The sequence below is a fragment of the Pseudomonas sp. FSL R10-1339 genome, from assembly GCF_009600545.1.
GTDB lineage: Bacteria > Pseudomonadota > Gammaproteobacteria > Pseudomonadales > Pseudomonadaceae > Aquipseudomonas > Aquipseudomonas bubulae.
Genome location: NZ_WIVQ01000140.1, coordinates 1 through 7,132, shown reverse-complemented (window position 1 = coordinate 7,132; position 7,132 = coordinate 1). Strand labels below are relative to the sequence as shown.

At 60.7% G+C, this 7,132-nt stretch carries 6 protein-coding genes; 4 read left to right on the top strand and 2 right to left on the bottom strand.

Annotated elements, in window-relative coordinates:
- Positions 1 to 434 precede the first annotated feature (434 nt).
- Together GHO03_RS22920 and GHO03_RS22915 are read right to left on the bottom strand one after the other, a co-directional pair.
- Entirely contained in the window at positions 435 to 1,703 is a 1,269-nt protein-coding gene (locus GHO03_RS22920; RefSeq protein WP_095003379.1) for an MFS transporter, read from the bottom strand.
- 116 nt (positions 1,704 to 1,819) lie between these two features.
- Entirely contained in the window at positions 1,820 to 2,776 is a 957-nt protein-coding gene (locus GHO03_RS22915) for a LysR family transcriptional regulator (RefSeq protein WP_095003378.1), read from the bottom strand.
- A 106-nt stretch (positions 2,777 to 2,882) separates the two neighbouring features.
- Between GHO03_RS22915 and GHO03_RS22910 the strand changes: the two genes are divergently transcribed.
- From GHO03_RS22910 to GHO03_RS22895, 4 genes are all read left to right on the top strand, one after another.
- Complete coding sequence (locus GHO03_RS22910) at positions 2,883 to 3,623, top strand: SDR family oxidoreductase (protein ID WP_095019225.1); 741 nt, start codon at positions 2,883 to 2,885, stop codon at positions 3,621 to 3,623.
- A 138-nt stretch (positions 3,624 to 3,761) separates the two neighbouring features.
- Positions 3,762 to 4,610, top strand: coding sequence for an ureidoglycolate lyase (locus tag GHO03_RS22905; RefSeq protein ID WP_153400583.1), 849 nt, complete (start codon positions 3,762 to 3,764; stop codon positions 4,608 to 4,610).
- Positions 4,611 to 4,647: 37 nt separating this feature from the next.
- Entirely contained in the window at positions 4,648 to 5,622 is a 975-nt protein-coding gene (gene denD, locus GHO03_RS22900) for a D-erythronate dehydrogenase (protein WP_095019223.1), read from the top strand.
- A gap of 171 nt (positions 5,623 to 5,793) precedes the next feature.
- Complete coding sequence (locus GHO03_RS22895; protein WP_153400582.1) at positions 5,794 to 7,092, top strand: MFS transporter; 1,299 nt, start codon at positions 5,794 to 5,796, stop codon at positions 7,090 to 7,092.
- Positions 7,093 to 7,132: the final 40 nt, after the last annotated feature.

The window sequence follows — 7,132 nt, the reverse complement described above, 5'->3', positions numbered from 1 at the left end:
CCCCGGGGATGCCATCGCGAGCAAGCCCGCTCCCACAGAGGTACGCGGTTGACCCCGGATTTTGTGAGCACCGCAAACCTGTGGGAGCTGGCTTGCCTGCGATGCAAACAACGCGGTCTGGCTGGCGCACTCCGGGGATGCCATCGCGAGCAAGCCCGCTCCCACAGAGGTACGCGGTTGACCCCGGATTTTGTGAGCACCGCAAACCTGTGGGAGCTGGCTTGCCTGCGATGCAAACAACGCGGTCTGGCTGGCGCACTCCGGGGATGCCATCGCGAGCAAGCCCGCTCCCACAGAGGTACGCGGCTGACCCCGGATCTTGTGAGCACCGCAAAAACTGTGGGAGCCGGCTTGCCTGCGATGCACACAACGCGGTCTGGCTGGCGCACCCCGGGGATGCCATCGCGAGCAAGCCCGCGCCCACAAGGGCTCAGTCAGGCGGGAGCAAGGGTGGCCAAGGGCGCTTCCGGTGCCTGCGGTTCCTTGAGCAACGCAAAGTAGGCAAAGGCCGAACACGCCGCCACCACCGCACTGATCACAAATGCCGAGGAAAACGAACCGCTCTGCTGCACGCTGAATCCAGTCAGGATCGGCGCTATGGAACCTGCCAGGTAACCGCCAAAGTTCTGGATCGAGCCAAACGAAGCCACACGCTCCGACGGCACAATGGTGTTGACGATCATCCACGCCGTGGCACTGGAGATGTTGATAAAGAACATGGTCAGGCACAGCAGGATCACGCACGCCACCACGTTGGTGGTAAAGGCCACAATCAGCGTGAACAGCGCCCCGCCCAGTAGCCCCAGAATCACCATCAGCTTGCGGCTGGCCAATACCCGCATGCCTCGTGCCACCAGTCGATCACAGCATTTACCGGCCACAATGGTGCCCAACGCGCCAAACAAATAAGCCAGCGATACCACCCAGGCCGTGCGATACAGATCCAGACCGTGCTCACGCTCAAAATAACCGGGCAACCAGGTGAGATTGAGCCAGATCATGTAAATCACACCCATAAACCCGAGGAACGCCCCCCAGGTGTTGCGATCCCTGAACAACGAGGTCCAGCGCACTTTCGCCGCCTTGACCTGTTGCACCGGCACCGGTTCCGCACGACCTGTCTCGGCCATGTATTGCGCCTTGCTCTTGTAGAACTTGAACCAGCACAGTGCCAATACCAGTCCCATGACGCCGGTAAGGATAAACATCCCGCGCCAGCCCAGATGCACCATGAAAACAGTCAACAACGGCGGGGCCAGGCACGGGCCGATACAGGTCGAAGACCACACCCAGCCGGTCGCCGTGCCGCGCTCCTGGGTATCGAACCACTCCGACAATGCCTTGGCCGCCGAAGGAAACACCGGCGCCTCACCTATCCCCAGCAACACCCGCAAGCCGACCAGATGGCCATAGCTGCTGAACAGGCCGAAGGCCGCCTGCGCAACCGACCACACCACCAGCGATCCACCCAGTGCCAGCTTGCTGCCCAACTTGTCGATCAAGGCACCAAGAGGCAGTTGTGAAAAGGCGTAGGCAATGGAGAACGCCGAGAGCATCACCCCCATTTGCATCGGGCTGATGGCCAGGTCTTTCTGGATGGTGGTGTTGGCGATGGATAAGGCGCTGCGGTCAAGGTAGTTGACCACGCCAATCAGGAACAGGAAGAAGATCGTCAGCGTCTTGTAGCTTTTTATTGTTCTCATACGCGCCTCTCATGAGCGGTTGCGCCCCTACCCGACAGGTGGGGCGACGCTCACTTTAGAGGGCGGTTTGGCCTGTGCCCAATTACATCATTCCATCAGTTAATAACCGCGCGTTATCAAGGTGTCTGGCGAGCACCGCGCAGGGCATCGGGACCACTTAACAAGGCGTCGATAAAGGCTTTTGCCGACCACTGCGGGACATCGTTGCGCCGGGTAATCACCCCGTAGTCAGCCAGCACCAGCGGAAACGGCAAGGCCAGGCGGGTCAGGCGACCGGCCTGGATTTCCGGTTCGACCATCGACTCGGCCAGCATCGCCACCGACGGGGTGGTTTGCAGCAGTTGCATGGTGGTCTGCAAGGACACGGTTTCGACGGTGTTTTCCGGGGTCTGCATGCCTGCTTCGACGAAGGCTTTTTCCACCCGCGCGCGCATCGGCGTGCCCGTCGGGTAAATCACCCACGGCCAACTGCCCAAATCCGCCAGTGGCACTTCACTGGCCCCGGCCAGCGGGTGCTGGCTGCCCGTAACCAGGCACAACGGCTCCGGCGCCAGCGCCTGGAATTCAAACAACTCACGATGACGATCGAGGGTAAAACGGGCCACCACCAGGTCCAGTTCCTTGTGTTCGAGCAAGGTCAGCATATTGGCACTGGTGCCCTCAAGCACTTGCACGGTGAGCAACGGCCAGTCCTGCTTGACCCGCACAATGGCAGCAGGCACGGCCAGGGCTGTGGCCGCATAAATGGTGCCGACCTTGATCAGGCCATGCCCACCCTGGCGCAGATGGTTGATCTGGCTGACAAACTGACCGGTGTCGTTCAACGCGATCTGGGCAAAACGGGCCACATGGCTGCCCAGATCGGTAAGGGTCATGCTGCGCGGCAAACGGGCAAATACTTCGAAGCCCAGCTGGTGCTCGATTTCGCGCAACATCTTGCTCACGGCTGGCTGGCTGATGCTCATTTCCTGCGCAGTCGCATGCATGTTTTGCGTGCGCGCCAGGGTGTCGATCAGCACCAAATGGCGAAACCGCAGCCAGTTGCACAACTGGTTAAATCCGACATCCGCCATCCGATAACCCCCGGTTATTAAGACCTGAGAATATCTCATTGGCGATTATCGCAAAGCAATATTAGTGTGCAGCTGTTGGGCCAAATAATAACAACGGACTTTCGTCATGAACCTAGCCAACAAACGTGTGCTGATAACTGCTGCGGCGCAAGGCATAGGCCGCGCTTCGGTACTGGCCTTTCGCGATGCGGGCGCGCAGGTTATCGCCACCGACCTGCATGTCGAAGCCCTGCAAGATATCCCCGGTATTCAAGTCCTGCCCCTGGACGTGACCCAAGCTTGCGCCATCGATGCCATCTGCCAGCAGCTGGGCGCTATCGACGTGCTGTTCAACTGCGCAGGCTATGTGCACAGCGGTGCCCTGCTGGAGTGCGACGAGCAGGCCTGGCAATTTTCTTTCGACCTCAATGTCACCGCCATGTACCGCATGATCCGCGGCTTCCTCCCCGGCATGCTGGAAAACGGCGGCGGCTCGATCATCAATATGGCTTCGGTGGCCTCCAGCGTCAAAGGCGTGCCCAACCGCTTTGCCTACACCGCCAGCAAGGCTGCGGTGATCGGCCTGACCAAATCGGTCGCCGCCGACTACGTGCGCCAGGGCATTCGCTGCAACGCCATTTGCCCCGGCACGGTGGACTCCCCTTCGCTACGCCAGCGCATCGCCGAACAGGCCCTTGAGCAAGGGCGCTCCGAAGCTGAGGTCTATCAGGCCTTTGTTGACCGCCAGCCCATGGGCCGCATCGGCAGCGCTGAAGAAATCGCACAACTGGCGCTGTACCTGGCCAGCGATGCCAGCAGCTATACCACCGGCACCGTCCAGGTGATCGATGGCGGGATGAGTAATTAAGCATTTTGTGGGAAACCCTGTGGGAGCGAGCCTGCTCGCGATGCAGGTACCTCGGTGTTTAAGTGGCACCGCATTGATGCATTCGCGAGCAGGCTCGCTCCCACACTAGATTTATTTCCATGCACCAAAGGAGCTTTTATGAAACTGCTGCGCTACGGCGATAAAGGTCAGGAAAAACCCGGCCTGCTCGATGCCCAAGGCAATATCCGCGATTTGTCGGCGCATATCGCCGACGTTGCAGGCGCTGCGCTGTCAGCCGCAAGCCTGGAAACACTGAGCAAAATCGACCCCGCCAGTTTGCCCCTCGTCAGCGGTACGCCACGTATCGGCGCCTGCGTCGGCCAGGTCGGCAAGTTTATCTGCATCGGCCTGAACTACGCCGACCACGCTGCCGAGTCGGGCCTGGCGGTGCCGTCGGAACCGGTGGTATTCAGCAAATGGACCAGCGCCATCTGCGGTCCCAACGACAACGTGGAAATCCCCCGCGACTCGACCAAAACCGACTGGGAAGTCGAGCTGGGCGTGGTGATCGGCAAGGGTGGACGCAATATCGATGAACATAACGCCCTGGAGCACGTGGCCGGATACTGCGTGATCAACGATGTGTCGGAGCGCGAATGGCAGATCGAACGTGGCGGCACCTGGGACAAGGGCAAGGGCTTTGACACCTTTGGCCCCCTCGGACCATGGCTGGTGACCCGCGATGAGATCAGCGACCCGCACCAGCTCGACCTTTGGCTTGAAGTCGACGGACAGCGCTACCAGAACGGCAACACCCGCACCATGGTCTTTCAGATCCCGGCCCTGATTGCTTACCTGAGCCGCTGCATGTCGCTGCAACCGGGCGACGTGATTTCCACCGGCACACCGCCGGGTGTGGGCCTGGGGATCAAACCAACCCCGGTGTACCTGCGCGCAGGCCAGGTCATGCACCTGGGCATCAGCGGCCTTGGCGAACAGCGCCAGCTCACGGTACAGGCCGACTGACTTCACGCTCACACAACTATAAGAAAGGGTTTTACACATGCGCATTCTGATTACTGGCGGCACCGGCTTTATCGGCAAACAACTGGCCCAGCGCCTGCTCGACATGAACAGCCTGACCTTTGAAGGCCAGGCGCCTCGCACCATTGAGCGCATCGTGTTGTTCGACGCCTTTGCCGGCGAAGATGTGCCGAGCGACCCGCGCATCGAGCTGGTGACCGGCGATATAGCCGACCCCGATGTCATCGCCCGCGTCACCGATGGCGTGGACCTGGTGTGGCATCTGGCAGCCGTGGTCAGCTCGGCGGCCGAAGCGGATTTCGACCTGGGCATGCAGGTCAACCTGCACGGCCTGATGCTGCTGCTCGAAACCCTGCGCAAGCAAGGCAACGCGCCGCGCTTCGTCTACGCCAGCGGTTTTGCGGTATTTGGCGGCGCCCTGCCGCCAGTCGTTGATGACAACACCGTGCTTACCCCGCAATCGTCCTACGGCATGCAAAAAGCCGTAGGCGAATTGCTGGTCGCCGACTATGCGCGCAAAGGCTTTGTCGACGGCCGGGTGCTGCGCCTGCCAACCGTGGCTGTACGCCCCGGCAAGCCGAACAAGGCGGCCTCGACCTTCTTCAGTTCGATCATCCGCGAGCCACTGGTGGGCCTGCCTGCCGTATGCCCGGTACGCCCGGATACCCAGGTTTACCTCACCTCGCCGCGGCGCATTATTGAGTCGATGCTGCTGGGCATGACCCTGTCGCCAGAAACCCTGGGCAACCAGCGCATTATCCCGTTGCCGGGCGTGACCACCACCGTGGCCGACATGGTCGCGGCGCTGCAACGGGTGGCCGGTGATGACGTGGTCAAACTGATTCGCTGGGAGCCCGACGCGACTATCCAGCGTATCGTCGAAAGCTGGCCGAGCAAGGTAGAAGCCCCCCGCGCCCGTGCCCTGGGCTTTACCGCCGACGCGGACTTCGATGCCATCGTGCGCGCACATATCGAGGATACGGCCGGCAAATAACCCACCACTCCCTTGTGGGAGCGGGCTTGCTCGCGATCAAGGCGACGCGGTGCAACTGAAGCCCCGCAGCGATCCCATCGCGAGCAAGCCCGCTCCCACAAAAAGCCCTGTCTCACCCAAATGCTGCAACGCTCACGCTACTCACAACAATAAAAACTGAGGTCGTGCCACATGACTACTCCACTCACCGATGTCTCGGACATCGAACAACAGACAATCAAGCGCGTGACCAGGCGCATGATTCCTTTTCTTGTACTGCTGTTTGTGGTCGCCTTTCTGGACCGCAACAACGTCGGTTTCGCCGCACTGCGCATGAACGAAGATATCGGCATCAGCCAGACCATTTATGGCCTGGGCGCAGGTATTTTCTTCCTCGGCTATTTCATGTTCGAAGTGCCGAGCAACATTTTGCTGCACCGCTATGGCGCCCGTGTATGGATCGCGCGGATCATGGTGACCTGGGGCATCATCGCCGGCGCCATGGGTTTCCTGCAGACGCCAATCCACTTCATCTCCCTGCGCGTGCTGCTGGGTATTGCCGAAGCCGGGTTCTTCCCTGGCGTGATCTATCTGCTGTCGCTGTGGTTCCCGAGCCGCTATCGCGCACGCATGATCGCCTCGTTTTATCTGGGCGTACCCATCGCGCAAATCATCGGCGCACCGCTGTCGGTGGGCCTGATGGAGATGGGCGATGCCTGGGGCTTTGTCGGCTGGCGCCTGATGTATATCGTCGAAGCCGTACCGGCGGTGATCCTCGGTGTGGTGTGCTACTTCTACCTCACTGACCACCCGGCCGATGCCCACTGGCTGACCGACAAACAGCGCACCTGGCTGATCAACACCCTGGCCCAGGAAGAGCGCAACAAACCGCTGGTGGTGGGAGTGCAACCGACCAAGGGCCAGATGATCCGCAAGGCCCTGTGCAACCGCCAGGTATGGCTGCTGGCACTGGTGTATTTCGGCATCACCTCGGGCTCCAACGCGATGAACTTCTTCATGCCAACGGTTCTGGCATCGTTCCGCGGTACCTTCGGCCTGGAAATCGGCCTGATGCAGAACGGCCTGATCACCGCCATTCCCTATGCCGTTGCTGCTGTGGCGATGATCTGGTGGAGCCGGCGCTCTGACCGCCTGCAAGAACGTCACTGGCATGCCGGCGGTGCCGCCATGCTCGCGGCAGTGTCGATTGCCGTGGCGCTGTGGCTCAACCAGCCGTGGATCATTGTCATCGGTTTCATTCTGCTGGCGATGGGCGTGTACAGCGCGATCAACGTGTTCTGGGCAGTCCCCGGGCAAGTGCTGACCGGTGTCGGCGCGGCCGTGGGCATTGGCCTGATCAACTCCATCGGCAACCTCAGCGGTTTTATCGGCCCTTACCTGACCGGCTACCTGTTCACCGTGACCGGCAGCTACACCCCGGGGTTTCTGGTGATCGCCGCAAATCCCTGTGGACTTACCCACATTCGATGAAGTGGTTGGGCCCGAGCTCAGTGCCGCCGATTTCAACTCA